This window comes from Sphingomonas sp. (genome assembly GCF_965227385.1).
In the GTDB taxonomy this organism is placed as follows: Bacteria; Pseudomonadota; Alphaproteobacteria; order Sphingomonadales; family Sphingomonadaceae; genus Sphingomonas.
The window spans coordinates 1,497,469-1,524,425 of the sequence record NZ_OZ245750.1 but is presented as its reverse complement, the minus strand read 5'-3'; the positions used below and the strand labels follow the sequence as shown (position 1 = coordinate 1,524,425).

The following is a 26,957-nucleotide window of genomic DNA, read 5'->3' as shown; positions in this document are numbered from 1 at the left end:
GCTATTTGGCGCCGAACCCGCTGATCACCGTGCCGACCGTCCGGAACAGGATCAGCAGATCGAGCCAGGCCGAGAAGTTCTTGATGTAGAAAAAGTCGTAATGGAGCTTCAGGTTGACCGACTTGAGGTCGGCAACATGCCCCTGATTGACCTGTGCCCACCCGCTGATGCCGGGCCGGACGATATGGCGATAGCGGTAATGCGGAATTTCCGCCTCATACCAATGCGAAAGCGGAATCGCCTCCGGGCGCGGGCCGATCCAGCTCATCTCGCCGCGCAGCACGTTGAATGCCTGGGGCAGCTCGTCCAGACGCGAACGCCGCAGGAACCGGCCGAGCCGGGTGATGCGGTCATCGTCATCCTGGGTCACGCAATCGTCGCGGTCCGCGCCCGGATCGCGCGGGCGCATAGTGCGGAATTTGATGACTGTGAACGGCTCGCCCCGAAACCCCATGCGCTGTTGGGTGAACAGCACCGATCCGCGCGAATCGAGCCGGATGGCGATCGCGATCACGGCGAGCAGCGGCAGCAGCAGCGGCAGCATCGCCAGCGTGCCGATCACATCCAGCACCCGCTTGACCTTCACATAAGCGAGGTTGGGCATCAGCGAGCCAAAGCTGTTTTCCGACAGATGTTCAATCGCCACCCGACCGGTCAGCGACTCGGTGATCTGCTTGGCGTGGTAGACGACATGGCCCCGGATCACCGCCTCGGCCAGCATCCGTTCCCACGCGTCCTCATGGTCGTGGCGCAAATCGGCGACGATGACGGCGCGTCGCACTGTGGGCACTTCGGGAGTGAGCAGCGGAATCCACTCGACCTCCGGCGTCTGATCGACCACGGACATCTGCCCGGCGGGGACGTAATAGAAACGCTGAACCGTGGTCTTGGCCAGGTGGAAGCGCAGCGCAAAGGCGACTGCCACCGCGATCACGAAGGAGGCGGCAAGATAGGCGCGGCTGTAATTTTCACGCGTCAGGAACAGCGCGGCGAGAGCGATGCCATAGGAGCTGGCAAAGGAAGGCAGGATGTAGCCGAAGATCGTGGTCCCCGGAAACGCCGACACGCGACGCAGCAGGATCAGGCCGAACACGACGCCGAAGCCCGCCGCCACCACCGCATAATCCACGCCCGGCGACCGGATCGGCAGCACGCCGCGGTCGAACAGCAATGCGGGCACCATTACCGCCAGTACGACCAGCAGCAATGCTTCGACCCGCAGCGATTCGAACAGGCTGTAGCGCGACCGATGCGTCAGCTCGGCGTACATTTTCAGCATTCTCGTCCCCCTTGCACGCGCCAGCCGGGCCCCGTCGCCATCGCATTTCCGTCGAAGCCGACCATGTCGAGACCATCCAAAGCCGCGCGCATCGTGCCGCCGGCATCGCGCAATCGAATCGCGCTGCGCGACTCACGGCGAATCCGGCGTACGAATGCGCTGCTCCTAACCGCAACCGCGTCGAATGGCCAGACGTGCTGCAGCGCAGCATGTGCCTGTCCGGCGCAGTTTGCCCGGACACCGGGGCGGCCGCCATGCGGAGTCGTCCAATTCCTGATCGCGCTTGCCTCGCTCCTCGCTCTTTGCGAAAGGGCGCGCGGACTTGCCCCGTTGGGCATAGCGGGGAATGATGATGTCGCACGAGAACCGAATTGTCGTCGTCGGTCTCGGTTATGTCGGGCTGCCGCTCGCGGTCGCGCTGGCGAAGCGTTTCGAGACGATCGGGCTGGACATCGACGCGGACCGCATCGCCGAGCTGCGCGCCGGGCACGACCGTACCGGCGAGATCGACGCCGATCGCCTGGGCGCGAGCAGCCTGAGGCTGACCAGCGATCCGGCGGAATGTCCGCCGGCGGACTTCATCATCGTCACCGTGCCGACCCCGGTCGATGCCGACAACAAGCCGGACCTGCGCATCGTCATGGCCGCGACCCGCACCGTTGCGGGCATGATCGACCCCGCGCGCGCGCCCATCATCGTCTATGAAAGCACCGTCTATCCCGGCGTGACCGAGGAACTGTGCGGGCCGGAGATCGAGCGGATCACGGGCCTGGTCAGCGGCAGGGACTTCTTCCTCGGCTACTCGCCCGAACGCATCAATCCGGGCGATCGCGAGCATACGATCGACAAGATCACCAAGGTCGTGTCCGGCCAGACCCCCGAGGTGCTCGACCGAGTTGCCGCGCTGTACGAACAGGTGACGAGCGGCGGCGTGTTCCGCGCCGCATCGATTCGCGCCGCCGAAGCCGCCAAGGTGATCGAGAACGCCCAGCGCGACATCAACATCGCCTTCATGAACGAGATTACGCGCATCTTCTCGGCAATGGACCTGTCGATCTGGGACGTGCTCGCAGCGGCGCGGACCAAGTGGAATTTCTTGCCCTTCCATCCGGGACTCGTCGGCGGCCACTGCATCGGCGTCGATCCCTTCTACCTCAGCCACAAGGCCGAGATGCTGGGCCATAACCCGCAGGTGATCCTGGCCGGACGCAGCACCAACGATGCCATGGCAGGCTGGATTGCGGAGCGGCTGCACGGGCTGCGCGGCGACGTCGCCGGGCGTGCGCTGGTGCTGGGGCTGACGTTCAAGGAGAATGTCCCCGACCTGCGCAACTCCAAGGTCGCCGACATGATCGCACGCCTCGCCGCGCTGGGCCATGCCGTCACCGTCCACGACCCACTCGCCGATGCGGACGAGGCGCGCCATGAATATGGGCTGGTGCTGGCTGGCGACGCTGCGCTGGCCGAACAATATGACCTCGTCCTGCTCGCCGTGACGCATGACGACTATGTCGCGATGGGGGCTGACAAGCTGTCCGCGCTGGTCGCGCCGGGCGGACTGTTCGCCGACCCCAAGAACGCCGTCCCGGGCGCGGGTGCCGCGACGGGCCGCTGGACGCTTTAAGGGGCCTACCTGCCTTCACCCCCCCACCAAGGCGAGTGTCAGCGATGCTGACGGAGGGGTAGGAAGCACGACGGCATGAGCCGAAAGGGCACAGCCGTCCTCCCCCTTCGACCTTCGTTGCCACCTCCCCTTGTCGCGGGAGGATAGATCGATGCCTTGTCCTGCCCAGACCAGTGATGGCCAGATACAAAAAAGGCGAGGCCAGCGGCCTCGCCCTTTTTCATGCGCTTACACGGATGCGCGGATCAGTTGCCCGGCGGTGGCGGAGCCGCTCCGCCCGGCGCGCCGCCCATCTGCTGCTGCATCATCTGCTGATAGACGCTCATCGGCAGGAATTCGAGCAGCTCGACCTCAAAGATCAGCAGCGAATCTGCCGGGATCACCTCACGCCCGCTGCGCGGATCGGTCTTCGGCTCGCTGCCATAGCCCAGTTCGGGTTTGATCCAGATGCGGTACTTGCCGCCCTTCTTCATCAGCTTGAGCGCTTCGGTGAAGCCGGGGATCATGCCCGCAACCGGCAGCGGGGTCGGCTGCTGGCTGGCATCGAACGTTTCGCCGTTGCGCAGCGTGCCCTTGTAATTGACCAGCGCAACGTCGCTGTCCGTCGGGCTAGCGCCGGTTCCTTCGGTGATCGTCTGGATTTGCAGCCCCGACGCAGTCTCGGTCACGCCGGTCTGCGTCTTGTTGCGGGCCAGGAAGCTCGCATTGTCGGCACGTTCAGTCACGACCTTCTCGGTCCCGACCCACGCCAACGCCACCGCGCCCGCGATCGCAACGATGATGCCGAGCCACAGCCAGACAAGCGCGCTGCGCTTGGTCGGTGTGATCGGCACGGCGGTGACGGACGACATGGCTCAGCTATCCTGAAATGGCCGGCCCGCGGCGCGGCGAACGATCACAAACGTCACGCTGTCGGCACGCACGGCGCGCCGACAGCGAATCGGGCCTTAACGGGCGCCGTCGCGCTCCATGCGCTTGCGCTCGAGCTTGCGCGCACGACGGACCGCAGCAGCACGCTCGCGGGCGCGCTTTTCGCTCGGCTTCTCGTAGTGACGGCGCAGCTTCATCTCGCGGTAGACGCCCTCACGCTGCAGCTTCTTCTTGAGCGCCCGCAGCGCCTGGTCGACGTTATTGTCGCGAACGATGATTTGCATAAAGCCGTCTCAACTCCAGATTCGAATTCAACAGAACAGGGATCGCCGAAGCACCTGCCCCGGGCGTTGGGACGCGCCCCTAGCAAAGGGCGGGCGGAAAGACAAGGCGATGCGGCGGTTTCGACGATCGCAGCACGATTCCGCCCCGCAATCCTGACGGAGTGCGGCAAACGCGCCACATTTACCGCATGACGCGCGCACGCGATTACGATAATCTCTCCCCATGATGTCCAGGTTTTCGTTTCATTCGCAACGCCTTACGGCGGCCGTCGCCACCCTTGCCCTGCTGTCTGCCTGTGGCGGCGGCGGCGGCGGGAGCAGCGGATCGATCAGCAGCGGCGGCGGTGGATCGACGCCCACACCGACTGGCACCTGTTCGCTGAGCGCTCGCCAGTCCTGGGTCGCCCAGCAGCTCAACGAATGGTATCTCTTCCCCGAGACGCTGCCTACGAACCTCAGCGCGACACCCTACACCACGGTGCAGGATTATATCGATGCGCTCACCGCCACCGCGCGCGCGCAGAACAAGGACCGGTATTTCACCTACATCACGTCGATCGCCGAAGAGAATGCCTATTACAACTCCGGATCCAATGCCGGATTCGGCTTTCGCCTGTCGTTCGATTCGTCGGCACGGCGGCTCTTCATCGCCGAGTCGTTCGAAAACACCCCGGCGCTGTCCGCGGGGATCGATCGCGGCACGGAGATTCTGGCGATCGGGGCGACCACGGCATCCTTGCGGACCGTCAGCGATATCGTCGCGGCCGAGGGCACGGCCGGGCTCAACGCCGTGCTGGACGGCAACACCCGCGCATTCCGCTTCCGCCCTGCGGGCGGCTCCGAGCAGGTGGCGACGATCACCAAGGCGGATTACACGCTAAACCCGGTGTCGGCGCGCTATGGCGCCCGGGTGCTCGATGACGGGGGCAAGAAGGTTGGCTATGTCAACCTGCGCACCTTCATCAACACCGCAGAAGCGCCGTTGCGCGCCGCCTTCGCCGATTTCCGGGCGCAGGGCGTGACCGAGGTCATCATCGACCTGCGCTACAATGGCGGCGGGCTCGTCTCGATCGCCACGCTGATCAACAATCTGCTCGCCCGCGACAAGACGACCAGCCAGGTGGCGAATTATACGACGTTCCGGGCATCCAAGTCGGCGAACAACGAAACGACCTTCTTCAGTCCCCAGCCCGAATCGATCGCACCGACGCGAATCGCGTTCATCGGTACCGGCGGCAGCGCATCGGCGAGCGAGTTGGTGATGAACACCTTCATCCCCTATCTCGGCAACCGCGCTGCGCTGGTCGGCACCAACACCTATGGCAAGCCGGTCGGGCAGATCGCGATCGATCGCAGCGCGTGCGACGACCGCCTGCGCGTGATCGCGTTCGCGACGGAGAACAGCGCGCGACAGGGCGCCTATTACAACGGGCTGGCCGGGTTCATGGGGGCCACGTGCCAGGCCAGCGACGATCTCAGCCGGCCGCTGGGCGATCCGCAGGAAGCATCGGTCCGGGCCGCGCTGAATTTCCTGGGCGGTCGCGCCTGCACCCCGATCGGTGCTGCGGCCACGCTGTCGGCGGATCGGACGCCGATCCAGTCGAGCCGACTGGACCTGCTGAGCCCGGACCGTCCGAGCACGGCGCAGCGTGAGGTGCCGGGATCGTTCTGACGCCAGACCGGTCTGACAGCAGAATGCGCAGGCGGGGGCCGGGACGCACCGCAATACGGGGGATCAAGGGTGCACCAATGGCAGCCTGAGCGTAACGCAACGGGCGCTTTCGCCTTTATCGCTGCGGCATGCCGCTGGCCCGACCATGCCGTGCGACGCGCTGCCATCGCCGCCGCAGCAGCGCGCATCACGGACTGGGACACAGTGTTCGTCGATGCGGCCCAACACCGCGTCATGCCTTTGGTCGCAGCGGCCATGCGTGGCACACCGGGCGTGCCGGACGCCGTTGCCGCGCGCAGCAGCGCGATCGCGCGCCGGGACGGCATGCTCGCCATGGCCCAGACCGTCGAACTGTGCCGCATCGGTGCCGCGCTGGACGCGCGCGGCATCGACTGGATCACGATCAAGGGTCCGGCGCTGGCGATGCTCGCTTATGGCAATGTCGCGGTCAAACCGTCCCATGACATCGACCTGCTGATCGATCCCGACGCGCGCACCGATGCATTCGCGGCGATGCGGGCAATGGGCTATGTGTCGATGGACGGACAGGACCGCACCGCCCCGGGTTCGCTCGACCATGTGCGCAAGGATAGCCACTGGCGTGATCCGGCCGACAGGGTGACGGTCGAACTTCACACCCGCCTGTTCATCAATCGTGCGCTCGTTCCCGCGCTCGGGCTGGGTTCGCCGCCCGAATCCGTGGCGGTGGGCACGGGCCAGTCGCTGCCCACGCTCGCCCGCCCCGAACAGCTTGTCTATCTTGCCGTCCATGGCGCGAACACCAACTGGCACCGGCTGAAGTGGATCGCCGATTTCGCCGCGCTGACGTGGTGCAGCAGCGATGCGCAACGCGCCGCCGCGCGCGCCTGTGCGATGCGCCTTCGCGCGCAGGACATATACGACAGCGCACTTGCGCTTGCCGCCGTTCTGTTCGGCGACTCCGCGGTGCCTCCGCCTCCCATGCTCTCGCGTCAGGCGCATCGCCTCATGGCGGCGGGGCTGCGCGACCTGACCGCGCCGCATCGCGCAACATTGCGTGAGGTCGACTGGGACCGCAGCCTCGTCGTCTATCTCGACAAATTGCGCTTCATGCCGGATTTCGCCTATCGCCGTGAGGAGTTGCGCCTGATGCTTGCCGAGGCTTCATCCTACACCCCCGACGCCCCCTGGTGGCGGCCCTGGACCGCCCCGCTTGGCCTGGCCGGCCGCTTCGCGCGACGCAAGCTCGCTCAGGCATTCCAGCGATGAGCGCGGCGCGCGGCTCCCGGCAGCGGCTCAAGTCGATCTTCGGCGGATCGGCGGGCAATCTGGTCGAATGGTATGACTGGTACGCCTATGCCGCGTTCAGCTCCTATCTCGCCCCGCATTTCTTCCCCAAGGGCGATCCGCTGGCACAGGCACTCAATGTCTGGGCGATCTTTGCGGTCGGCTTCTTCATGCGCCCGATTGGCGCGTGGCTGATGGGCATTTACGGCGACCGCCGCGGGCGCAAGGCTGGCCTCACGCTCTCGGTCACGCTGATGTGCGGCGGGTCGATGCTGATCGCGGTGACGCCGAGCTATGACAGTATTGGCACATGGGCGACGGTATCGCTGGTGGTCGCGCGGCTGATGCAGGGGCTGTCGGTCGGCGGCGAATATGGCGCGAGCGCGACCTATCTGTCCGAAATGGCGGGCCGGGAGCGGCGCGGTTTCTATTCCAGCTTCCAATATGTGACGCTGATCTCCGGCCACCTCGTCGCGCTTGCCGTGCTGCTCGCGTTGCAGGCGGCAATGGCCGACACCGATCTCGCGGAGTGGGGCTGGCGCATTCCCTTCTTCATCGGCGGCGCGCTGGCGGTCGGCGTGTTCTGGCTCCGCCGCAACTTGCCCGAGACGCAGAGCTTCGCCAACCGCAGCACGGCGGCGGAGGACAAATCCAGCTTCGGCGGCCTGTTCCTGCGCCACCCGCGCGAAGCGGCTCTGGTGATGCTGCTCACCGCCGGCGGCACGCTCGCCTTCTACGCCTACTCCGTCTACCTGCTCACCTTCCTCAGCGGTACCGGCGCCTTCACCAAGCAGGTCTCGACCCAGATCAGCGCCGCGGCCCTGTTCGTGTTCATGTGTCTCCAGCCGCTCGCCGGGGCGCTATCCGACCGGATCGGGCGCAAGCCGCTGATGGTCGGCTTCGGGGTGCTCGGCGTCGTCTTCACCTGGCCGATCTTCACCACGCTGGAGAGCGTGCAGACGCCGCTCGCCGCCTTCCTCATCATGTCCGGCGCGCTGGTGATCGTCACCGGCTACACATCGATCAACGCGGTGGTGAAGGCGGAGCTGTTCCCCGCGCATATCCGCACGCTCGGCGTCGCTCTGCCTTACGCGCTGGCCAACGCGGTCTTCGGCGGCACCGCGCCCTATGTGGCGCTGTGGTTCAAGGATCAGGGGATGGAGCGCGGCTTCTACTGGTATGTCACCGCGATGATCGGCGTGTCGCTGGTCACCTATCTGCTGATGCGCGACACGCGAGTGCATTCGAAGATCCTGGAGGATTGATTCCCTCCACTGCCAAACCACGCTACAGCCCCCCGATGACTCCCGTGCTCAATGTCCATAGTTCGATCCTCGGCCAGGCATGGCGCTGGCGGGGATTGGCGGCGGATGCGCGCGACCCCTCCTTCGCTCCCGACGATCTCGTTACCCAGCTGCTGCTCACCCGCGGCTGCCCGCGTGAGGAGCTGGAGGCGCATCGCAACCCTAGCATCCGCGCCTTCATGCCCGACCCCTCGATCTTCCGGGACATGGACCGCGCCGCCGAACGGCTCGCCGATGCGGTGCAGCGCGGTGAGCAGGTCACGGTGTTCGGCGATTACGACGTCGACGGCGCGACGTCTGCTGCGTTGCTGATCCGCCTGCTGCGCGATCTCGGCCTCGATCCCAAAGCCTATATCCCCGACCGGCTGATGGAGGGCTATGGCCCCTCGGGCGAGGCGCTGGTGCGGCTGAAGCGCGACGGCGCCGACCTGATCGTCACGGTCGATTGCGGCGCGATGGCCTATGACGCGCTGGCCGAGGCCAAGGAGGTCGGCGCCGAGGTGATCGTCGTCGACCACCATAAATGCGCCTCCGACCTCCCGGTCGCACTCGCACTGGTCAACCCCAACCGCCTCGACGAGGATGAAGGACGCGCGCACGGCCACCTTGCCGCCGTCGGGGTCGCCTGGCTGCTCGGCGCCGCGCTGGTCCGCGTGCTCCGCGCGCGTGGCTTCTTCGCCAGCCGCACCGAACCGCGTCTGCTCGACCTGCTTGATCTGGTCGCGCTGGGAACCGTCGCCGACGTCGCGCAGCTCAAGGGCCTTAACCGCGCCTTTGTCGCGCAGGGGCTCAAAGTCATGGCCCAGCGCCGCAACATCGGCATGAACGCGCTGATCGAGGCGAGCCGCCTGACCCGCGCCCCGACCTGCACCGATCTCGGCTTTGCGCTCGGCCCGCGCATCAATGCCGGCGGTCGCGTCGGCAAGTCGGACCTCGGCGTCCGCCTGCTCACGACCGAGGATATGGACGAGGCGCGCGGCATCGCGCAGGAGCTCGACCGGCTGAACGAGGAACGCCGCGCGATCGAGGCGGAGGTCCAGCAATCCGCCGAAGCGATGGACTGCGACGGCGCGGTCGCTGTCGTCGCCGCGCGCGGCTGGCACCCCGGCGTGATCGGCATCGTCGCCGGACGACTCAAGGAAAAGCACAGCCGTCCGGCCATCGTCATCGCGATCGGAGAGGACGGCATCGGCAAGGGTTCGGGCCGCTCGATCTCCGGCGTCGATCTCGGCGCGGCGATCATCGCGGCGAAGGAAGCGGGCCTGCTAATCGCGGGCGGCGGCCATGCGATGGCGGCGGGCGTGACCGTCGCGGAGGATCACATCCCCTCCTTCATCGCCTTCCTCAACGCCAAGCTGGCCGAAGCGGTCGAGCGCGCCTCCGAATCGCGCGCGCTGCTGCTCGACGCAGTGCTCGCGCCCGGCGGGGTCAATCCGCAGCTGGTCGAGGCGATGGAGGCGGGCGGTCCCTATGGCATGGGCTGGCCCGCGCCGCGCGTCGTCGCCGGCCCCGTGCGCCTCATCAAGTGCGACGTGGTCGGCAACGGCCATGTCCGCGCGATCGTCGCGGGCGATGACGGGCGCAGCATCAAGGCGATGGCCTTCCGCGCCGCCGACACCCCGCTCGGCCTCGCCCTACTCGGCGCCCCGCGCGACCGCCGCCTGTGGATCGCCGGCCGCGCGAAGATCGACGACTGGGGCCCGCGCCCTGCCGCAGAAATTCATCTCGACGATGCCGCTTGGGCCGACTGAAAACCCCTTGACCGCGGGCCGCGCTTTGCCTAACCGGCCCCCTCGCCTTCACGGCCCCTTCGTCTAGCGGTTAGGACGCGGCCCTTTCACGGCTGAAACACGGGTTCGATTCCCGTAGGGGTCACCAACCATTGAATTTCAATGGTTTAGTGATTTGTTCGACGCCATTGTATCACAGCTGTGTATCACAGGTATTTTGGCCCGGCTTCAAATGACATCTCGTCGAAAAAGTAGAACTTTGCCGCCTCGCAGACGCAACGCGCGGAAGCTGCGGAGGGACGTCGAAATCTACAGAGTTCTGCGGCGTTTGCGCGCCCGAGGCTTGGGCTGGCATGGCAGCATGCAGGTCCCAGTTGAGCCGCTATCAGTCTATATGGGAACTACTGGACCGAAGGCGAAGTTCAACAAAGTCCTCGCCCCGTTCCCCAAACGCAAGCAAGACAATGGGCGTGCGATGCCCCACTGGAACGATCTGACGCTTTGGCTCAAGGTTCAGCTCGCGATTATGCTCATGGACGAGTGGGTCCTCCAGACCTTCTCAATACACATCCACCCTGGCCTCGAATCAAAATGGGTGAGCGAGGGACGCGACGTGAGGGCGCAGGTCCGTGATCGCTTGCGCAAAGAACTGGCCAGCATCCGACCGGACTTAGAACACTTCTTCGTCGTGGAAGGCTGGAGCATGCTGACGAAGGCTCCAACGAGACTACATATCCATGGCGCAGCGCTTATCGACCCTGGTGAGGACGGCGAGCGCATCGTCGATGCTGCGATGCGTGCTGCGGGTCAGGGCCAACGTGGACGGCCGGTCACCCATCGAGCTAGGCACGGCGCGTTGTTCACGCGATCAGGCCCCAGGTATGTAAACTACCTGCTGAAGAGCGTGCGCAAGGCTGATCCGCGACTGTTCGAGAGGCGCTTGACGATGTCGCGCTCAATCGTCGATGCTACCCGCGACTTCTGGCACGAGATCACCGGGCGAAATTCGGTGTCGGTGGGATGAGAGCATCTCGCCAGAATGAGGACGGGCGAGGTCGTGCGCTTCAGTCTGGATGTTAGATCAAAAGTGAGGGGCCGAACCATGCTCGACGAAACGCTGCATCTTGCAAGCTGTTGAAGAAGGGCCGCCACAGCCTTTCCTGGGCATCCTCCACGACAGTGTAGTATTCGGGGATATTGTGAAGCCTGCGCCAGATGACGCCATCATTCTGGCTGAGACAGAAATCGATCGCCAAGATTGGATCGAGCGGCAGCACTGGAATTCTGGGACCAGGGCTCTGCATTAAGCCCCTCCAAACTCCTTGTATCGTGCATGGTGCTCCGGGTAGAAATTCAGCCGCGGCGAATGCTGTCTGCGCATGCCCACCGCGCTGAAAGTGAAAGAGAGGGTGCGGCTCTCTCGAGGCAGTAGCCGGAGGGTCCTCGTGCTGCCGGCGATCGGGCCCATACATGTCGGTGTCGAGCCGCCAGTGATCTTGCAACTCAAAGAGCGCGTTGTCTGCGTCGAGAACGCCTTCGACGCGGACCTGATATTCGGCGCGCCAAGGCACAGAGTGACCCTCACGCCATTCAAATTGAAAGGCAAGATTTGCTGATTGCAGGTCGCAACCCGTTGGATGAAGTCCTTGGTTCCGAGGGATCGGCAATGAGAGCGAATCTGCTCGGAGTTGATGGCGACTTGCCCAATCACTGCGGAAGCGACCGCTATTTGTGAAGATAGAGGCCGCAGTCTCGGCTGTGGCAGAATCTTGCTGGAGAGCTGCCGCCAGCCGCTCGAGCTCTTCAGGCAGCGCCGGCGGCATCGCTGCTCCGGGCATATAGTTGCAACCTCTTCATGTCGTCCTTGTCCAACCTCGGGTCATCTCTATTCTGCAAGGCTACGCCAAGAGATGCATAAAGGGGGTCGAGCCAAGATGGCATCGGGCTCCGCGGCCGCACTTTAATCGCCCTTGCCGGATCGACCGGAATAACTTCGTCACGCTGTTCTTTGGTCAAGAGGCAGTAACGCCACGGTCGCGCACCGAGACTGCCCTTGGGCATGTTGAGCGCCACCAGATTTCCGAAGGTTTGGCTCAGCGTCTCGACGCGACGCGATATGTCGCACCCAGCGAGCGGCGCGTCAGATCCAAGCTTGTCCTGCCACCATTCCTCAATGCCACGCGCCCACCACCTGACGAAGCAACCGCCAGCCGCGCCGCGATATGCATATTCAGCCAAGGCTTCGATAAGGTCGCTCCAGCCCGCAGACTCGTCGCGATCAATTCCGAGGCGAAAAGCGAGAAATGCCTCGTCGATGAGAAGACCGGGATGGACAAGCATGCGAACTAGTGGGCCTGCCCGAAGGTAGGTTCGGTCGCCGAGCTCGAAGTCGGATTGGAAAGACGAACTACCCCATCGCGTCCATGCGTCTGCTGAAAGACCAACGATGGAAAGAAGGTCCGCGTGGCTCTGCTCGAGAATCTCATAGACCTGCTGGACGCCAATGAGCTTATGTCGCGCTGCTTCCCGTAGGGTCTCGTTGCTCAGCCCATCCTTCTCTATTTTGAGATCAAAAATATCGTCAGAACTGGAGTCCCGCCCAATATTCTCAATAATCTTATCGCGGAGCGAGAAACGAACGACTGGGAAGGACGGGATCGTCTGCTTGTGTTGCGCCACCCGAATGTCTTGGGACATTCCCGGTCCCGTCTGCTGGCGACCGAGTTCATTGGAGAGATCTACGTCCATAAGAACACCGGCAGCGCTAAAGTTTGCCTCACCCAACGCTGCACAAGCATCGGCTGCACTGATGTATTCGACAGCGATCCTGTCGCCGCTCGAGAGCCCAGCGGAAAATGCCTTGGCCTCGTCCGGGCTGTCGTCAACGAGTAGCCACTTTGGCATAACCTAGTCCTCTTCCTCAGCGGGCAACCGGACCTCAAGACAGGTCGTGAACCCCACGTCTGGTTCACCTACTTCCGCGTCACCCCCAGCCTTCGAGACTATTTGATGCACGATCCATAGCCCAAGGCCAGTCCCGGAAAACTGCTCAGCATTACTCGCATCTGCAGGCGCCGCGATCCGAGTAGTAAAGAAAAGGTCAAACACCTTTTCGCGACTCTCGACCGGAATACCGTCACCTGTATCATTGAAGCGGATGAGAATCTGCCCCCCCACGCCCCGGCCAGCCGCAACATGAATGCATCTAGCACCTTCGGTGCGACGAAGAGCTTTCAGTGAATTTGAAAAGAAATTCAGAAGCACCGATGACACCTCGGCGGCATGCATCGGCCTTGTGTATAAGGGATCATATTCCGGCGTGTCGATTGTTAGATCGATACCCGCCTTTTCAGCGAGCTTCTTCACGCCAATTTCAAATTCACCAATGGCCTTGCTGACGCTCACCGGAGACAATTCCCGAACCGAGCGGGCGGAGGCTAGTTCATTTAGGTAGGCGGTTAACGCATCGAGGCGCGAAAGCATGGCATTTGCGCGCTCTGCTTGGCCGGCAAACTCATCATCGCCCGCCCTCGCGGCGAGCGCTGCCTCGAACACTGACTGAAAGTCCATCCGAACGGCTTCAAATGTCATGCCCGTTTCATGACTGAACTCCGATGTCGTCAGACCCAAGGTGGCGAGCAGCCTGAGCAAGGCGGCCTCATCCGCGAGTTCGGCGCGTTGCTTTTCAATGAGAGCGATCGACTCTTCGATCAGGTTTGAGGCGTTGCCTTCCTCTCCACCGCTCGACTCGTTTCCTTCGCGCGCTGCGTCCGGGCCCTGCGTTGCCTTTGAAGCATCGTTTTCGCTGTCGCGAGCTTCCTCAGCGGCCTTCGTAGCGCGGGCAACGTTACGAAGCCTATCTAGCGTGTCGGTCGCCTTCTGCTGCGTTGATCCTCCGGCGCTTGTCTTCCTGCCTCGATCTTCCGAAATGCGATTGACTGCAGTCACCAGAACCGCGGTAGCCAAGCCGGTCAACTCTCGGAACGAGTTGGTCTCAATCAGACCTTCACGAGAGGTATGTTCTTCAAATTGCCTTCCTTCAGGGTCTTGAACCTCAATAACCCCGAAGAAATTGCGATTGGCTATTGGAGCCAGAACGACGCCGCGCTGAGAGTATATCTGGTCTAAGCGCAGCCAATCGTTTCCTGGCTCGCCGTATGGAACAACGCGAAAGCCATTACGATAAAGCCGCACGCCCCCCTCTTCGCGCAACGCATCGCGCACGCGGGAGTATATCAGGCTAGGCAGGAGATCCGGCGCTAATATGAAGTAGTGGGTCTTCATCGCGACATCACGCAGCGACGCGTATGGCGGTGGGTCTGCACTATCTCGATGGTCGTGATGAATACGCGACCATCCACGATCCGGTCCAAACCTATTTTGGGACAGGCGCCACTCGGCCACACCTTCCTCGCTGACCCTAAACTCAATCAGCGCGTGATGATGATCCAGAATTTCACTTTGGAAATCCACAACCAGTTGAGGATCGTCGAACAATCCCCCGTCCCGCAAGAACGTGACATTAAAACCTGGGTCATTGCCGGGTCGCCGTTCTACAGGTGCGACAGGGAACGGTTGTTGTAACGCCAACAAGCCTCGCCAGCAGCGTCGTATTTGTGAGTCCGACCATTCATCACGAAGATCTTCGATCCGAATGACGGTGCCCATCTTGGAAGGTGGCTCTTCGCCGAGATAGACCGGGACTTCGTTAAGGTCTCGACCGCTCTCGAATTTCCGCCAGTCCACGACGAGCTCGAGGCCCGGATCATCATCATTGATCCAAGTGCTCAACCGCAGTGCCTTCCCAAGCCGTTGGGTAGCAAAGCGACCGATGCCCTTACGTCCTGCGCGTTGGCGATTGAATATGCGAGATCGAGGCTCCTTTACCTTCAACGTGCTCGCCAAGCGGAGGAAACCAGCGATCAGCTCTTCGCGTGTCATCCCTGTGCCGTTATCTGCAATGACGATAGCATCTGTTTCCAGCGTTACCTTCACCTCCCACGCATCTGCGTCAAAGCTGTTCTTCACCAGCTCAATCAGCGCGGTTTCCTGACGACCCACCAGTTCGCGACCGAGCCGATCGATCAGCCCCGCGTCAGTGGTGAAGCGCAGCTTTTCACTCATGCGCCGCCACCGACACGCCGCGCAGATCGCATTTGAAGTGCTTCGACCATCATCTGTGCCGCTGCATTTTTCCAAGACACTCCGAATACTGAGGGCAGCAGATGAGCGTCCGCAATATTCCGCGCAAGCTCAGCGTCGCCTGCTTCCATAGCTGCGTTTGCCCGAGCAAATGCGCTCTTTGTCCCGCTCCGAGCGCCCACGAGGACGGGAAGCCGTCGCGCATCTGTAAGCTCGAATTTCAGCAGGCCACCGCCATAAGCACGCCCAACGCGCTCAGCCGCCAACTGACCAAAACTCGAAATCATACTGAGCGACACGATCATCCTTTGGGTCAGAGTCGTCTTCGGCCCAAACCGCATCTGATGAAGTGTATTCGTGCATAGCACGCCTTCGTCAGCGAGAACGATACGCGGACCGCGATCATTCATGTAAGTGAAAATCGCATCGCAGCCGCTGCCTATATCGACTGCCCACCATGGCGACCGCTTGTTCAGCCACACCACTGTCCGACGTTTCTCTGCCGGGATCGTGGCAAGCCTAGCACGGACGCCGGCGCGCTCTTTGGAAATGTCTCGCGGCGTGAGAAGCCATGTCTTCTCCCCTGCCAAGGCAAGGTCACGAAGCTGATCCGTGGAAATCTGGAGGCCCGTTATGTGGCGGCTTCTTGCAGCTACAAGTCGCAAATCTTCAGTCGCAATTTCAGCCGCAACACGTTCCTCTTCCGTCAAGAGAAATGTCTTGTTCGCGCCTGTCACGGCACCGATCGACAATGTAGCTAGGGAGCCGAGCGGCACTGACTCCTCGAGCGCATCTCGAAAGCAGGCTGGGTTGCTATGGTAGACGTCCGCTACCCGGTCACCAGAGGCAAGCCATCGTGATGTTTCAGGGCGCTGGCACGAACCCCAGCGATACCCTTTCGCAAGCACAATCACACCGCGTTCCTCGGCGTGACTGGACCATAAAGGCTTATCGACGATCTTCCTGATCTCGACATACGAGAACTGCCCACAAATCCGATCTATGGCATCGCGGCCGTAGGTTGTGAAAATCGACGCCGCAGGAACGACCGCCGCCAACCGCCCTCCGTTTGCCAAAAATCGGATCGAGTGGAGGAGAAATGCTACCCAAAGGCCCGCTGCCCCTTTTATCGCAAAGCGCCGGCGAAGCTCGTCTCGTCGCACCTTGGGGAGCGCATGATTACGGGTAAAGGGCGGGTTCGAAATTACACCATCAAAACTGCCGAGGTTGGATGGGTCGAAGTCGAGAAAGTCGCCGAGCAAGAGCGTGTGCTCATCTGGTAACCAATCTCGCACACCAGAAATCGCGTCATTATCGAGATCGCAGCCAACGAAGCGCAAGTGCTTCGCTCCAGTGAGATTCTTTTGGCCAGCAGCGAGCGAAGCCCGCAGTAATGCGCCATTCCCAATGCTCGGTTCGAGAAGTCGTTCTCGACCAGTCTGCACCACCCACGCGGCCAAGACGTCGGCAATCGCATCCGGGGTGTAATAGGCTCCGAGATCCTTCGTTGACGGTCGGACCAGCGAACTCATTAATTCCCCTATTCTCGGTATGCCGCGAGGTGCTCGGAGGGCATATCAGTGATATGCAGCGCGAGGCAATCCTGGCGATTCACCATGCGGGCGAAGCGCCCTCAATTAGGGTCTGCAGCCCAAGGAGGTATTATCCAAAGATTGCCTCCCAAGGGTATACGCCAGCGAGACACCAAGAAGAGACTGCGACCACTCGACCGTGAATGTCTCAATAGAGTTGACTTCAAACTTTTGGGACATCATGAGATCATGATCTGGAAGCTATTGAGACAGAGTTCGTCATGTTGGTCGGTTATGCGCGAGTTAGTTCAGTCGGTCAGTCGCTTGAGGTTCAGCTGGAAGCGCTGACCGCAGCTGGGTGCGACAAGGTTTTCTCGGAGAAGCGAAGCGGAACCAGCACCTCTGGTAGGGATGCTCTAGCGGACGCGCTGTCATTCGTGCGCGAAGGAGACATCCTGGTCGTGACGCGACTTGACCGCCTCGCTCGATCTGCCGGGGATCTGCACAGCATCGTCAAGCAGCTGACTGCGAAGCAGGTCTCGTTCCAATGCCTGCAACAGAGAGGCATGGACACTACCAGTTCAACGGGAAAGCTGCTCCTCGGCGTGCTCGCGTCGATCGCCGAGTTCGAGGCTGACATTCGCCGCGAGCGCCAGCGTGAAGGCATCGATCGCGCCAAAGCGGCTGGCATCTACAAGGGTCGCAAACCCACCGTCGACACCTCCGCGGTGCGAGCGCTGCGTGACGAAGGTCTAGGGGGCAGTGAGATCGCCAAGCGCCTCGGGATTGGTCGCGCCAGCGTGTATAGAGCATTGGCTGGGTAGTAACGCGCTCCGCACGCTCTCAGCTGGCTGCATCAAGCAGTCATCGACCGCGGCGTCGGCTCCTACTCCAGCCTAGCGCACCGGAACCGAGGTGAGGTTTGGTAGCGTTGCTGGCTCCGAGCATTGCATCAAGACGAGGCAAGGCGGTTCATGGCAAAGACCTACGCCACCGCAACCATTCAGAAGCCACCCGCATCCCACAGCGCAATCTTCAATGCTGACCACGTCAACAACGAGAGACGAGGTCATCAATGCACATGTTCAAGATCATCGCCGGAGACGGCGCGACCATCACGGCTTGCGCGAAAGACTATGACTCGGCTGCGGATGTGTTCATCGACTGGCACCTGGCCACGTATGGCAAGCATCCCGACGAGTTCGAGGTGCTCAAGCGCAACCGGCGCTGGCAGGGGCTCAACCGGGCGCATGTCGACGAGGTGCTGGCAAAGGGTATCACCGGCGTGGCGACCTATGATCCCGCTCAGGGCTGGACGGTAACGCCGCTCGCCATGCCAGAGGGCTGAGCATGCATGTGTTCAACTTCTTCCGCGACGACGAGGACTATCAAGCCGCGATCTTCGCCGCCGACGAATGGCGCGCAGCGGAGATATGGAAAGCCATCGACGGGCGCTTCTGGCTGATGCCCAAAGGCTGGTTGGGATCCGAACTCGAAAGCTGGCTGCGGTTCGGTCGTAAGTGGCACGAACGCGAAGGATGTGAGCGGTGCGTTGAGGGCATCGGCGTCTATAGCTCGGTCGATGGCTGGACGATCCTCCCGATCGAGTATGTTGCTATCGGGATCGCGCCGCCGGAGCCTCCAGTCTGATCGGAACAGCGGAGACCGCAGACGGGTCGATCGGGCAACACATGTTGTCGATCAGCCTGCCAGTGAAAACTGTTATTCACCGGCGCTGCCCGAGATCCGCAGAAAACCAAGAAAAATCGCGACCGGAGAAGTTGAGGGTCAGTTGTCGATCCAACCACGTCGAGGTCGGCGGCGGGCACATTGCGCGTCGTCGGCACGCCGGAAAAATGCTATCATATGCGATGCACAATACCCCCGGCGCAGCAGCCCAAACCACCCTCACCGAAAGCCAGCGCGAGGAGGCGCTCGACTTCTTCGAGAACGGCCTCATGAACGGCGCCCAGATCGCGCGCCACCTCGGCGTCGGTCGCCATGTCGTCTATCGCTTCCTCAAGGCCGCCGACGCGGTCGAAGGTCGTCTGATCCATGAGCATCTCCTGCGCCTCAACGCCGAGATCGATGCGCGTCAACATGCGCGGCGGATGCAGCAATGGGCGGACGAGGAGCGCCGCTTGGACGCTTTCGCCCGCCACGTCGCGGGTGTTGGCAAGTTCATCGGCGCCTTGGTCGAAGCGGATCGGCAGGGGCGCCTAGCCGAGTTCGGGAAGCGCCTGCCCCGGCTCTGACTCCAAATGCGTGGCAGCGTTCTCGACTTTTGCACCAACCGGTGCTTCACGCTGCGCGAGCGCCCGCTCAAGCGCAGGAACGTCGACGACTTCGTCCAAGCCTATGGGACCAAGCACCAGCGCCACGAGCGCGTCGAGAGCGAGCGGTTCCGCCATGCCTTGCAAAGCGCGACAAGCTGAACGTCGATAGCTTCTGGCTGAAAGATGCGTGCGCCACCGACCCCGACAGCCTGCCGCTCCCCGACGGGGTCGCCGCCGAGATCGTCGCGGGTATCGAACTCGCGCTGGAAAATTCCGGGGCGTCGCCGCGAAGCTCGGTGCGGTAACGACCGAATGGGACGATGCCAAAGATGCGCCGGGATACGGCTGCGATGCCATACTAGGGCGCTGCGCGGTCCCACAGGAAAGAGAGAAGTCCTACGATTTTCCGACCGGTCGCATCCGGGTGGAGGCGATTCGCCGCGCACTGAGGGTCTTAGCCATCCACCGGCGCGGCGAACCCATCTTTGATCTCAGAGGCGCTTACCGACAATAGTTGTCGATGATCTGCTGCCCCCAGCTTCGGTATGTGGACTGATCCTCTGATGGCGACATGCCTTCCCAGACATGGACTTCGCCCTGACTGGTGATCAGGACGGCATGCGGCGTGTAGCCGACGTAGGCGCCATAGGCGTTTTTGCCATTCAACGTGTAGCACGCCAGCTCACCCGACCATTCCTTCTTGCCCAGGAGGCCGCGCTTGAGAGTGACGGTCGTCGCAAAGGGTTGCTTGATCCGCCGCCAGTTGGCGCTGTCGGGGTCTCGGAGTGTCTTGATCTGCCAAGCGACGAACGCGCGGTCGTGCGCATCTTGAGGCTGGCTACCGTTCTGACCGAACGATGCGACCGGTCCGGGCGCTATGATGATGGACGCTGCTACTACTGCCTGAAACAAATGTGATCTCCCAGAATCCCCCGGCGTGCTGCCGACAGAACCGTGAGAAATACATATTATAGTTGATAATCAAGAGCTCAGCGCTCCGTCACTGTCTGCGGATGGACGTCCGCCTGCTCGTTGGTCTCAATTTTCGCAAGCTGCGGACGATGCGCGGTCTCACGCAGGAGCAGGCTGCGGAGCAAACAGGGATGTCGCAACAGTATATCAGCGGCCTGGAGCGCGGCCATCGCAACCCAACGGTCCTGACGCTGCATGAGCTGGGAAGCCCTCTAGGCGTCGAGCCCTTGGAACTCCTGCGGCCGGTCGAAGACGGGGAGACGGACAGGGCTGAATGGGTGAAGGCGACTTGACGCGATGGTCGCGGAGAGGCTCCGACATTGCGTTGTTGAGCAGATCACCCCGCCTTAGCAGCTGCACGCCCCGGCAAGATTAATCCGCGGAACCGGGCCTTGTGGAACTCAGCGTGGAGCTCGTCAGCGTTGTAGTGCCCGAGATACCGCCGATCCAACTCGTCTTGGACGTGCCCCACGATGGCGTTCGCCTTTGTTCGGTCACCGCTATCAATCAGCAGCTTCTTAAACGCCCCTCTGAAGCTGTGAAAGGTCACAGCACTGCGGGTCGCCTTGGTGCCACGATCAATCACACTGGGCACCACCGTCCTGTTAAACGCACGGATCCACTTGCTGTTTGCCCACCGCGACAACTCAGCCTCCTCATTCGCGCTGTGCTCACGCGGACATTCCCAGTCGGGAAAAAGCCTGTCGCTCCCGCTCGCGGTGACACGGTGCACATATCGATCGAAGCCGAGCGCGATCAACTCATCGAGTATTGGCACAATCCGCGACTTGCCGCTCTTCGTGCGCCTGTATTCGTTGGGCTGGACCAGAATGTGCGGAGTGCCGGTCAGCGTGATCTCTGCCAGCTTCAGCCCGCCCAGTTCCGCAGCGCGCGCGCCGGTGAAGAGTGCCAGCACCGGCGCCCAGTATCGCATGTCGTCGAGCAGGTGCGTTCCGGGAACGTAGCTCTGCTCCGGTGAAGCACATCCTGCGAACCATGGATGCTGAAACAGCGCATTCAACTCGGCGATCTCAAAGCGGCGCTTCTCTGGAACAAGCGACCTGTCAGCCTCTCCGACCCAGTTCGCAAGGTCAATGTCAGCCGCAGGGTTTGGCCCATCCCGCCAACCGCGCCCGATCGCAAATGCGAGCGGCGACGAGATTTTGGTTAGGTAGCTCTGGACAGTTCCGCGGCTGATAGCGCGAGCGGCCCCCTTTGCCTTGCCCACCTCCTGAGTTGCCACCGCGTCAATGAATGCAAACACGTCCTGCCGAGTAACCATGTCGACAGGCTTATCGCCGATGACTGCGATGAAGAGTCGTTGAGCACGTCCAGCACTCTGCAATGTCTTTGGCGCGAAGTTCGAAACCCTGACCTGCTCCCGAACCACCTCGCTAAAGCGCTTCGCCTTGGATTGATCGGCCACCTGGCTGCTGAACATGCTGATCAAGGTGGACGTCGGCGCGTCGGGCAGCGATTTGCCCTCAAGCATCGTCTGCACATCGGCCCGCGCTTGCACCAAGCCGTCCGAGACCGCGCGAACGAGCTCTGCGAACTCTTGCGACTTCTCGTCCACGCAAAAGCCAAGGTCGACATTCAAATGTCGCGCCCGCTCGTGGACACTGAACTGACTCCCCCACGCCCTCGAGCGGTCAAGCTCGCTCTGGGCCGCAATCACATTTTCAATACGCCAGTCGAGGTAGTCGGCGGCCTCGGGGTTCACATCAGCATTCACAATCTCTTGACGCCAGTCACGCACCAGACGGTCGCGCACCCGTCGCGACGTCTCTGCCAGACCTGCCGCGTCGAATGGCCGCTTCGGCCGCGCCGGCACCGCTTGAATTGCGGGAGCCCGACCATTTGCAGCTGCGACCAATCCGTCGAACTCGATTTCTACAGCCGCAGCCCTCGTCAGAGCTTCGGCATAGACTCCGGTTCCCAACGACTTGCGGTAGATTTTCTGGCCGCCGAAGAGGCGCTGATGCGCCTCTGGCTGATCGAGGACGGCCTTTGGCACTCGGCGCTGATACTGATAGACCCCGCCCCGCAGGGAGGCGTGTCGGAATGACTTGGGACGCATGTAGACTCGCTCAATGTATCACAGGCATGTCACACACTACCGAACGATTGTCATCGCGTTATCAATGGGTAACGCGGATCCTCGTGCCACTGAAAGTGGTAAGAGTTTCCCGTAGGGGTCACCATCCAGGCATAATCGCCTGAGATGGCTGTTTTACGATTCTCTTGCCCGTCGTGTGCAGAACGACGTGAAAAGAACGTCACGGCGCCCCCTTCCGCGGACCCCCGGCCCGTACGGCCCTGCTTCCGCAGCCCGGTGCCCGAAGCGTAGAGTTCGGGTGCTCTATCGTACGGCGATCCTGCACCCCGATCCCGACGGCGCGGTCGGTGCGGCGATCCGCATCAGCTATGCCAGCTTCGCGCGCAATCTCGGCTTAGGCATGAGCGAGGAACCCCAGGGCGATGTGTCGTGGATCACGCTCAAGAGCGACCGCAGCGAAATGGTCGCGCGCTATCTGTTCGGCAAACTGGATCGAGCCGGAGCGCGATGCTGCCGTAGGCACCGTCTGTCATCCGATTGGCGTGGCTGCCGCAGCCGATGAACCGTGCGGACGACGCCGTCTGGGCCTTCCCGACCCGATCGCCGCAATGCCCGCTACCGCATGGCGTCGAGCAAGCGCTCGGTAAACAGCTGCTTGTACCATCGCAGCAGTTCAAACGCTGCATCGATCCGTTGGCGGTCCTTGGCGAACAGCAGCTCGATCGACAGGCCGCGCATCGCCGCCTGGTGAAGCATCGTCATCGCTTCAAGCTGTGCCCGATCGTTGAAGCCGATATCTTCGGCCACCTCCATCAGACCCTGAAACTGCCAGGACTCCAGTGTTTCGACCACTGCGGGGAGCCGGCGTGCGAGCTCCGCATCGCCGCGCGATGCCATCAGGATTTCGAGCAGCGTCATGGCTTCGGGATCCTGCTGCGTGATCCACGATGCGTCGGTGATCGCGGCGAAGCGTGGCAGGCCGCGCGGTTCAGCCATGATGATCCGGCGGCGCTTTTCCTGTGAGCGGCGCACGACTTCGAGCGCTACCGCAAGGATGAGGTCCACCTTGGTCGGGAAATGGTGGAGGAGCGCCCCGCGGCTGATTCCGGCCTCTTTGGCGACCGAGATGGTCGTGGTCGCGGAATAGCCATCGCGATAGAGGCAGGTGATCGCGGCATCTATCGCGCGCCCGCTCGTTTCCTCGCGGCGCTCGGCTTGGCTTCGGCGGACCCGGGCTGTACGGGGCTGCGCAACGGCACTCTTGGACGAACTGTTCATCGCTCGCGATATCGCACACTCGCACAGCCTGCGGAAGGCGTTGACGCGCGGCATTCCCTTGAAACAATCAGGCCAGCCTGTTTTATTGTTCCATGCCGGGTCGCGACAAATCGTCAGGAGATGTCCGCTAGGGGCGCAATTCTACACGACCTTCCCCACGCGACGGGGTGCCGCGGTTGCTATCGCAGCGCAGCGGGCCGAGCGACCGGGCCCGGCGATCGCAGTCCGTCGCCGGGCCGGGTCGGATCAGCCCTCGGCCATGGGCGTCGCTGCGCGGTTCTGCGCCCAGAAATCGCGGAACTGGCGGCGTGGATTCTCCGCGACGCGGGTGTCGTCGTCGAGGATCAGCGTGGTACGGCGTGCCTGTGTGTAGGCCGCCCATTGCGGGATCCTGGCGTTGTTGGGATCGCCATTTGCCGCAAACGCACCCCAGATCGACGCCATGCGCTCGGCCATCTTCAGGCTGCTCGCGCTCGGCCCGTTGAGGCCGCCGCGCACGCTGTACAGGCTGGGCGCGACATCGATACCATGGACCGCGCCGAACCGCCCGCCATAAGCCGGGCTCGGCCAGGTCCACAGATACGACCACACCGGCGCCTTGCCCTGCTTCGCCTTGAGCTCGGTCTGCGCAAAGGCGCCGCGGCGGAAGTAGAGGTCACTGTCCATCCGCGCCGCGATCAGGAAGGGCGGCGATTTCGCATCCTCGTCGCGATAAAGCTTGATCGCTTCCTCCGCCTTGGCGCCCGCGCGTTGTCGTGCGAACGCGAGCAGGCCGGCCTCGTCCATGCGGAAGTCCATCATGCGATAGGCGCGTTCGTCCAGCGCGGTCGAGATGATCATCGGGACATCGGCGGAGATTTCCGGCGCATCGGGATCGAAGGGGTGCCGCGGAATCGCGACACCATCCACCACCGGCGCAAACGATCCCGGCGCCTCGCCCTTCGCACGGGCAGCTGCTTCAAGCCCCGCCTGCGCCTTGAGCACGGTAAGCCACGGCAGATCCTGAAGCTTTCGCACGTCCTTCGGCCCGAGCTCGAGCGCCTTCATCAGTGCGGACGCGCGCTGCGTCGCGATTTCGGGCGGCATCGCGCGCAGCGCCGACCCGCTCATCACCCCGGCGCGATGAATCAGGCCCTTGGCCGATGGCATTGCGAGCAGCATGCTGGTCTTGGCGCCGCCGCCCGACTGGCCGTAGACCAGCACACGATCGGGATCGCCGCCGAAACTGGCGACATTCTCCCGCACCCAGCGGAGCGCGGCGACGATGTCCTGCATCCCGACCGTGCCGGAGCTGGCGAAGTCCGATCCGCCCGCCTCGGCCAGATGGAGGAAGCCGAACGCACCCAGGCGATGCGTGACCGAGATAACGACACTCTTGGAAAAGCGCGCCATTGCCTCCCCGTCCATGCCCACCGAATTGCCGGATCCTCCATAAAAGCCACCGCCGTGCAGCACGACGATGACCGGCACCCTGGCCTGTTGCGACAGGTTCGGGCTCCACAGGTTCAGCGCCAGGCAGTCCTCGCCCGGGCCACCGGGCTGGACATCGAACATGATCAGGTCGGCATAGGGGCTGCGACGATCGGCCGGCACCTGGGGGCTGACGTCGGAATAGCTGAACGCATCGCGGACGCCTGCCCATTTCGCCACCGGCTGCGGCGGCATGAAGCGGTTGCGACCGCTCGCCGGGGCGGCATAGCGGATGCCCTTGAAGGTCGCGACGTCCCCGGCCTGCGCGCCGCGCAGCTTGCCCTGGGCCGTTTCGATCACCGGGAACAGCTCGGCTGCGTGCGCGGTGCGCGGCAGCGCGACCCCGGCGCCAAGCGCGGCCCCCATGCCCAGCACACCCCGCCGACTCGCCTTCATGCCATGATCGCCCACGTCATCCTCCATCGCTGTCCGGGAATTCGATGCTCCCGGTTCGACCCCAGGCTAACCAGCGATACGGGTCCGATCAAGAAACAATCTTGACTGTCGGTAAGTTGTCGCCGAGCTTATATCGAAATGATCGGGAGAGATGGCATGGCGTGGTGGATGAAACCGATGGTGGGCGTTGCCCTGGCGGCGGTCGGCATGACGGCGGTAGCCGCGCGGCCGGACCCCGCCCCGTTGCTCCGCACCAGCTACGGCCCCGTGACAGGTCTGCGCGACCAGGGGGTCTATGTCTTCAAGGGGGTACGCTATGCAGCGAGCACCGAGGGCCGGCGCTTTCAGCCCTCGACCGCGCCGGCGCGCTGGGCACAGCCGCTGCCCGCAACCGACTATGCAGCACAATGCCCCCAGGTCGCCGGGGGCGACACGCACCTGTTCGAGTCGTGGAAGAACGAGCGCCCGGCGAGCGAAGACTGCCTGTTCCTCAACGTGTGGACGCGCGGTCTGAACGACGGGAAAAAGCGGCCGATCATGGTCTGGCTGCATGGCGGCGGCTATGTCACCGGCTCGGGCGCGGCCAATGGCTATGATGGCGTGCGCCTCGCGCGGCGCGGCGATGTGGTGCTGGTGACGATCAACCACCGGCTCAATGCGTTCGGCTATCTGCATCTGTCCGGCATCACCAATGATCCGCGCTATGCCGATGCCGGCAATGTCGGGAGCCTCGACATCATTCGCGCGCTGCAATGGGTGCGCGACAATGCCGCGGCGATCGGCGGCGACGCAGGCAATGTCACGATCTTCGGCGAGTCCGGTGGCGCAGCCAAGGTCGCGACGCTGATGGCCATGCCGGGCGCGCGCGGCCTGTTCCACAAGGCGATCGGGCAGAGTGGATCGATGTCGCTGTCCGGATTCACGCCCGAGGTCGGCACCGCGATTGCACGCGACCTGATCGCGACTGCCAAGCTCTCTCCAACCGATATCGACACGCTCGCCACCATGCCGCTCGACAGCTTCATGACGGCGATGCGCGCTTCGCGCAGCCGTGGCGCGAACTTCCGCCCCGTTCCCGATGGCCGGTCGATGCCGCGCCAGCCCTTCGATCCCGATGCGACCCCGGTATCCCGCGACGTGCCGCTGCTGGTCGGTACCAACCGCACCGAAACGACGCTGCTGATCGGCGCCGCCGCGCCCGGCGTGTTCAACCTCAGTTGGGACGCCCTGCCTGCCCGCGCCGCACCGTTTCTGGCGGGCGGGGACGCGGCGGCGATCATTGCCGGCCTGCGCGCCGCCTATCCCGCCGAAAGTGCCAGCGACATCTTCTTCCGCATCTCCACCCAGCGCCAATATCGCCGCACCGCGATCACCCAGGCCGAGCGCAAGGTTACGGGGGGCGGCGCGCCGGTCTTCATGTACCGGCTCGACTGGGAAACGCCGGTCGATGGCGGCAAGTGGCGCACGCCGCACGCGCTCGACATCGCGTTCGTGTTCGACAATGTCGCCCGCTCGACCTCGATCTCGGGCAGCGGTCCGGCGCAGCAGCGCATGGCTGACCTGATGAGCGACGCGTGGATCGCCTTTGCCCGAACCGGCAATCCGGCGACCAAGGCCCTGCCCACCTGGCCGCGCTACGATGTTCAGCGGCGCGCGACGATGATCTTCGACACGACGCCGCGCGTGATGAACGATCCCGATCCGGTCGAGCGCCGTCTGTTCGAAAACCTTCCCGTCAGCCGCGGCCAATAACGCCGGGCTTGGTGCTGCGCGGCGTTCGCAGCGGGCGTAGTCGATCGACGA

General features: G+C 63.1%; 25 protein-coding genes and 1 tRNA gene. 15 read left to right on the top strand and 11 right to left on the bottom strand.

The annotated features are described in order from the left end of the window. Nucleotide 1 precedes the first annotated feature (1 nt). Nucleotides 2-1,279 carry a sugar transferase gene (locus ACO05N_RS07285; RefSeq protein ID WP_422056497.1) on the bottom strand — a complete coding sequence of 426 codons (1,278 nt, stop codon included), beginning with the start codon at nucleotides 1,277-1,279 and terminating at the stop codon, nucleotides 2-4. A gap of 349 nt (nucleotides 1,280-1,628) precedes the next feature. Between ACO05N_RS07285 and ACO05N_RS07280 the strand changes: the two genes are divergently transcribed. Then, on the top strand, nucleotides 1,629-2,903 hold the full coding sequence (locus tag ACO05N_RS07280; protein WP_422056496.1) for a nucleotide sugar dehydrogenase: 1,275 nt from the start codon (nucleotides 1,629-1,631) through the stop codon (nucleotides 2,901-2,903). Between the two features lie 245 nt (nucleotides 2,904-3,148). Here the strand turns inward: ACO05N_RS07280 and ACO05N_RS07275 are convergent, their stop codons facing one another. Together ACO05N_RS07275 and rpsU are read right to left on the bottom strand one after the other, a co-directional pair. Further along, nucleotides 3,149-3,754: an FKBP-type peptidyl-prolyl cis-trans isomerase gene (locus ACO05N_RS07275; RefSeq protein WP_422056495.1), complete on the bottom strand. Its 606-nt coding sequence runs from the start codon at nucleotides 3,752-3,754 to the stop codon at nucleotides 3,149-3,151. 96 nt (nucleotides 3,755-3,850) lie between these two features. After that, the gene (rpsU, locus tag ACO05N_RS07270; protein WP_010162663.1) at nucleotides 3,851-4,057 is read right to left on the bottom strand and encodes a 30S ribosomal protein S21; all 207 of its coding nucleotides are present in this window, start codon (nucleotides 4,055-4,057) and stop codon (nucleotides 3,851-3,853) included. 223 nt (nucleotides 4,058-4,280) lie between these two features. Here rpsU and ACO05N_RS07265 point away from each other — a divergent pair, with 223 nt between their 5' ends. The 6 genes from ACO05N_RS07265 (at nucleotide 4,281) to ACO05N_RS07240 (ending at nucleotide 11,053) form a co-directional block, all read left to right on the top strand. Further along, nucleotides 4,281-5,729, top strand: coding sequence for a S41 family peptidase (locus ACO05N_RS07265; RefSeq protein WP_422056494.1), 1,449 nt, complete (start codon nucleotides 4,281-4,283; stop codon nucleotides 5,727-5,729). Between the two features lie 150 nt (nucleotides 5,730-5,879). Beyond that, nucleotides 5,880-6,977 (top strand): nucleotidyltransferase family protein, encoded by a 1,098-nt coding sequence (locus tag ACO05N_RS07260; protein WP_422056493.1) that lies wholly within the window; start codon nucleotides 5,880-5,882, stop codon nucleotides 6,975-6,977. Further along, the gene (locus tag ACO05N_RS07255; protein ID WP_422056492.1) at nucleotides 6,974-8,260 is read left to right on the top strand and encodes an MFS transporter; all 1,287 of its coding nucleotides are present in this window, start codon (nucleotides 6,974-6,976) and stop codon (nucleotides 8,258-8,260) included. Before ACO05N_RS07260 ends, ACO05N_RS07255 begins: the two co-directional genes overlap by 4 nt. A gap of 35 nt (nucleotides 8,261-8,295) precedes the next feature. Continuing rightward, entirely contained in the window at nucleotides 8,296-10,050 is a 1,755-nt protein-coding gene (recJ, locus tag ACO05N_RS07250; protein WP_422056491.1) for a single-stranded-DNA-specific exonuclease RecJ, read from the top strand. 52 nt (nucleotides 10,051-10,102) lie between these two features. Further along, nucleotides 10,103-10,177, top strand: a tRNA-Glu gene (locus ACO05N_RS07245). Nucleotides 10,178-10,390: 213 nt separating this feature from the next. Beyond that, complete coding sequence (locus tag ACO05N_RS07240; RefSeq protein WP_422056490.1) at nucleotides 10,391-11,053, top strand: hypothetical protein; 663 nt, start codon at nucleotides 10,391-10,393, stop codon at nucleotides 11,051-11,053. 52 nt (nucleotides 11,054-11,105) lie between these two features. Here the strand turns inward: ACO05N_RS07240 and ACO05N_RS07235 are convergent, their stop codons facing one another. The 4 genes from ACO05N_RS07235 to ACO05N_RS07220 are packed head-to-tail and all read right to left on the bottom strand — an operon-like array spanning nucleotide 11,106 to nucleotide 16,703. Continuing rightward, on the bottom strand, nucleotides 11,106-11,852 hold the full coding sequence (locus tag ACO05N_RS07235) for a hypothetical protein (protein ID WP_422056489.1): 747 nt from the start codon (nucleotides 11,850-11,852) through the stop codon (nucleotides 11,106-11,108). Then, nucleotides 11,833-12,933, bottom strand: a complete 1,101-nt coding sequence (locus tag ACO05N_RS07230; protein ID WP_422056488.1) for a hypothetical protein — start codon at nucleotides 12,931-12,933, stop codon at nucleotides 11,833-11,835. Before ACO05N_RS07230 ends, ACO05N_RS07235 begins: the two co-directional genes overlap by 20 nt. 3 nt (nucleotides 12,934-12,936) lie before the next feature. Continuing rightward, on the bottom strand, nucleotides 12,937-15,153 hold the full coding sequence (locus ACO05N_RS07225) for a sensor histidine kinase (protein WP_422056487.1): 2,217 nt from the start codon (nucleotides 15,151-15,153) through the stop codon (nucleotides 12,937-12,939). After that, on the bottom strand, nucleotides 15,150-16,703 hold the full coding sequence (locus tag ACO05N_RS07220) for an HsdM family class I SAM-dependent methyltransferase (protein WP_422056486.1): 1,554 nt from the start codon (nucleotides 16,701-16,703) through the stop codon (nucleotides 15,150-15,152). Before ACO05N_RS07220 ends, ACO05N_RS07225 begins: the two co-directional genes overlap by 4 nt. A gap of 281 nt (nucleotides 16,704-16,984) precedes the next feature. Here ACO05N_RS07220 and ACO05N_RS07215 point away from each other — a divergent pair, with 281 nt between their 5' ends. The 5 genes from ACO05N_RS07215 (at nucleotide 16,985) to ACO05N_RS07195 (ending at nucleotide 19,138) form a co-directional block, all read left to right on the top strand. Further along, entirely contained in the window at nucleotides 16,985-17,527 is a 543-nt protein-coding gene (locus ACO05N_RS07215) for a recombinase family protein (RefSeq protein WP_422056485.1), read from the top strand. Between the two features lie 251 nt (nucleotides 17,528-17,778). Next, nucleotides 17,779-18,051, top strand: a complete 273-nt coding sequence (locus tag ACO05N_RS07210) for a hypothetical protein (protein ID WP_422056484.1) — start codon at nucleotides 17,779-17,781, stop codon at nucleotides 18,049-18,051. 2 nt (nucleotides 18,052-18,053) lie between these two features. After that, nucleotides 18,054-18,353, top strand: coding sequence for a hypothetical protein (locus ACO05N_RS07205; RefSeq protein ID WP_422056483.1), 300 nt, complete (start codon nucleotides 18,054-18,056; stop codon nucleotides 18,351-18,353). A gap of 41 nt (nucleotides 18,354-18,394) precedes the next feature. Continuing rightward, entirely contained in the window at nucleotides 18,395-18,958 is a 564-nt protein-coding gene (locus ACO05N_RS07200; protein WP_422056482.1) for a hypothetical protein, read from the top strand. 6 nt (nucleotides 18,959-18,964) lie between these two features. Continuing rightward, entirely contained in the window at nucleotides 18,965-19,138 is a 174-nt protein-coding gene (locus ACO05N_RS07195) for a hypothetical protein (protein WP_422056481.1), read from the top strand. A 342-nt stretch (nucleotides 19,139-19,480) separates the two neighbouring features. Here the strand turns inward: ACO05N_RS07195 and ACO05N_RS07190 are convergent, their stop codons facing one another. Continuing rightward, nucleotides 19,481-19,891, bottom strand: a complete 411-nt coding sequence (locus ACO05N_RS07190; RefSeq protein ID WP_422056480.1) for a hypothetical protein — start codon at nucleotides 19,889-19,891, stop codon at nucleotides 19,481-19,483. A gap of 101 nt (nucleotides 19,892-19,992) precedes the next feature. On the opposite strand from ACO05N_RS07190, the gene ACO05N_RS07185 reads away from it, so the two are divergent. Continuing rightward, nucleotides 19,993-20,244 (top strand): helix-turn-helix domain-containing protein, encoded by a 252-nt coding sequence (locus ACO05N_RS07185; protein WP_422056479.1) that lies wholly within the window; start codon nucleotides 19,993-19,995, stop codon nucleotides 20,242-20,244. Between the two features lie 44 nt (nucleotides 20,245-20,288). Here the strand turns inward: ACO05N_RS07185 and ACO05N_RS07180 are convergent, their stop codons facing one another. Further along, nucleotides 20,289-22,031 (bottom strand): DUF6538 domain-containing protein, encoded by a 1,743-nt coding sequence (locus ACO05N_RS07180; protein ID WP_422056478.1) that lies wholly within the window; start codon nucleotides 22,029-22,031, stop codon nucleotides 20,289-20,291. A 277-nt stretch (nucleotides 22,032-22,308) separates the two neighbouring features. On the opposite strand from ACO05N_RS07180, the gene ACO05N_RS07175 reads away from it, so the two are divergent. Further along, nucleotides 22,309-22,572: a hypothetical protein gene (locus ACO05N_RS07175; protein WP_422056477.1), complete on the top strand. Its 264-nt coding sequence runs from the start codon at nucleotides 22,309-22,311 to the stop codon at nucleotides 22,570-22,572. Nucleotides 22,573-22,625: 53 nt separating this feature from the next. Here ACO05N_RS07175 and ACO05N_RS07170 read toward each other — a convergent pair whose 3' ends face one another. Continuing rightward, the gene (locus ACO05N_RS07170; protein WP_422056476.1) at nucleotides 22,626-23,288 is read right to left on the bottom strand and encodes a TetR/AcrR family transcriptional regulator; all 663 of its coding nucleotides are present in this window, start codon (nucleotides 23,286-23,288) and stop codon (nucleotides 22,626-22,628) included. A gap of 246 nt (nucleotides 23,289-23,534) precedes the next feature. Beyond that, a complete protein-coding gene (locus ACO05N_RS07165) occupies nucleotides 23,535-25,181 on the bottom strand; it encodes a carboxylesterase/lipase family protein (RefSeq protein WP_422056475.1) in 1,647 nt (548 codons plus the stop codon). Nucleotides 25,182-25,322: 141 nt separating this feature from the next. Here ACO05N_RS07165 and ACO05N_RS07160 point away from each other — a divergent pair, with 141 nt between their 5' ends. Continuing rightward, on the top strand, nucleotides 25,323-26,906 hold the full coding sequence (locus tag ACO05N_RS07160) for a carboxylesterase/lipase family protein (protein ID WP_422056474.1): 1,584 nt from the start codon (nucleotides 25,323-25,325) through the stop codon (nucleotides 26,904-26,906). Nucleotides 26,907-26,957 lie beyond the last annotated feature (51 nt).

Excerpts from the sequence above, each read along its gene's own strand:
- ACO05N_RS07285 (WP_422056497.1), bottom strand. The coding sequence starts at position 1,279 with ATGCTGAAAATGTACGCCGAGCTGACGCATCGGTCGCGCTACAGCCTG.
- ACO05N_RS07280 (WP_422056496.1), top strand. The coding sequence starts at position 1,629 with ATGATGTCGCACGAGAACCGAATTGTCGTCGTCGGTCTCGGTTATGTC.
- ACO05N_RS07275 (WP_422056495.1), bottom strand. The coding sequence starts at position 3,754 with ATGTCGTCCGTCACCGCCGTGCCGATCACACCGACCAAGCGCAGCGCG.
- rpsU (WP_010162663.1), bottom strand. The coding sequence starts at position 4,057 with ATGCAAATCATCGTTCGCGACAATAACGTCGACCAGGCGCTGCGGGCG.
- ACO05N_RS07265 (WP_422056494.1), top strand. The coding sequence starts at position 4,281 with ATGATGTCCAGGTTTTCGTTTCATTCGCAACGCCTTACGGCGGCCGTC.
- ACO05N_RS07255 (WP_422056492.1), top strand. The coding sequence starts at position 6,974 with ATGAGCGCGGCGCGCGGCTCCCGGCAGCGGCTCAAGTCGATCTTCGGC.
- recJ (WP_422056491.1), top strand. The coding sequence starts at position 8,296 with ATGACTCCCGTGCTCAATGTCCATAGTTCGATCCTCGGCCAGGCATGG.
- ACO05N_RS07240 (WP_422056490.1), top strand. The coding sequence starts at position 10,391 with ATGCAGGTCCCAGTTGAGCCGCTATCAGTCTATATGGGAACTACTGGA.
- ACO05N_RS07235 (WP_422056489.1), bottom strand. The coding sequence starts at position 11,852 with ATGCCGCCGGCGCTGCCTGAAGAGCTCGAGCGGCTGGCGGCAGCTCTC.
- ACO05N_RS07230 (WP_422056488.1), bottom strand. The coding sequence starts at position 12,933 with ATGCCAAAGTGGCTACTCGTTGACGACAGCCCGGACGAGGCCAAGGCA.
- ACO05N_RS07225 (WP_422056487.1), bottom strand. The coding sequence starts at position 15,153 with ATGAGTGAAAAGCTGCGCTTCACCACTGACGCGGGGCTGATCGATCGG.
- ACO05N_RS07220 (WP_422056486.1), bottom strand. The coding sequence starts at position 16,703 with ATGAGTTCGCTGGTCCGACCGTCAACGAAGGATCTCGGAGCCTATTAC.
- ACO05N_RS07215 (WP_422056485.1), top strand. The coding sequence starts at position 16,985 with ATGTTGGTCGGTTATGCGCGAGTTAGTTCAGTCGGTCAGTCGCTTGAG.
- ACO05N_RS07210 (WP_422056484.1), top strand. The coding sequence starts at position 17,779 with ATGCACATGTTCAAGATCATCGCCGGAGACGGCGCGACCATCACGGCT.
- ACO05N_RS07205 (WP_422056483.1), top strand. The coding sequence starts at position 18,054 with ATGCATGTGTTCAACTTCTTCCGCGACGACGAGGACTATCAAGCCGCG.
- ACO05N_RS07200 (WP_422056482.1), top strand. The coding sequence starts at position 18,395 with ATGTTGTCGATCAGCCTGCCAGTGAAAACTGTTATTCACCGGCGCTGC.
- ACO05N_RS07195 (WP_422056481.1), top strand. The coding sequence starts at position 18,965 with ATGCGTGGCAGCGTTCTCGACTTTTGCACCAACCGGTGCTTCACGCTG.
- ACO05N_RS07185 (WP_422056479.1), top strand. The coding sequence starts at position 19,993 with ATGGACGTCCGCCTGCTCGTTGGTCTCAATTTTCGCAAGCTGCGGACG.
- ACO05N_RS07180 (WP_422056478.1), bottom strand. The coding sequence starts at position 22,031 with ATGCGTCCCAAGTCATTCCGACACGCCTCCCTGCGGGGCGGGGTCTAT.
- ACO05N_RS07170 (WP_422056476.1), bottom strand. The coding sequence starts at position 23,288 with ATGAACAGTTCGTCCAAGAGTGCCGTTGCGCAGCCCCGTACAGCCCGG.
- ACO05N_RS07165 (WP_422056475.1), bottom strand. The coding sequence starts at position 25,181 with ATGGAGGATGACGTGGGCGATCATGGCATGAAGGCGAGTCGGCGGGGT.
- ACO05N_RS07160 (WP_422056474.1), top strand. The coding sequence starts at position 25,323 with ATGAAACCGATGGTGGGCGTTGCCCTGGCGGCGGTCGGCATGACGGCG.